Consider the following 509-nt stretch of genomic DNA (forward strand, 5'->3'; position numbering starts at 1 on the left):
GCGCGCTCGAAATAGAACACGAACAGATCCCTGGCTTGATCGCCTGATCGAACGCAAGCCGCCACTGCTGGTTCGCGTGGCTCTGGCCAACAAGATGGCGAGGATCGTTTGGGCCTTGATGAGCACAGGAGAAGTCTACCGGGCTCCGGCTGCTAACGCGTAAAGCGTTTGCGGCCGAGAGGCGGCGGAAACGGAAGAGGACAATGGACGGTATGGCATCAGGATCGTGAGACCGGATCAGGAAAACCAGCTTGCGACACAGTGCTTCGAGCACGTGGTTTTGAATTGGACCGGATCCGCTAACACCATACGGGCCAGCGGCATGTGCGAAGGCCGCGCAACAGGCCGAACACATGTCAGTACCCGAACCGATGCAGATACAGTCAAAATTACCTCTTGCGTTTCGGGCGTCTACACATGTCGCAAACTTTGAACTGAGATTGACGAGCACTCAGGTTTCGCAGTCTGTTCCCGTCGAATAGTTTTCGAACAGGTTTTAACAATGATCT

1 pseudogene is annotated in these 509 nt (G+C 54.8%); it reads left to right on the forward strand.

What is annotated here, in order from left to right:
• A pseudogene (locus tag ACR0AO_RS25555) lies at positions 1-163 on the forward strand (IS110 family transposase); the annotation flags it as partial.
• Between the last annotated feature and the right edge of the window lie 346 nt (positions 164-509).

The organism is Ruegeria sp. AF8 (assembly GCF_056541825.1).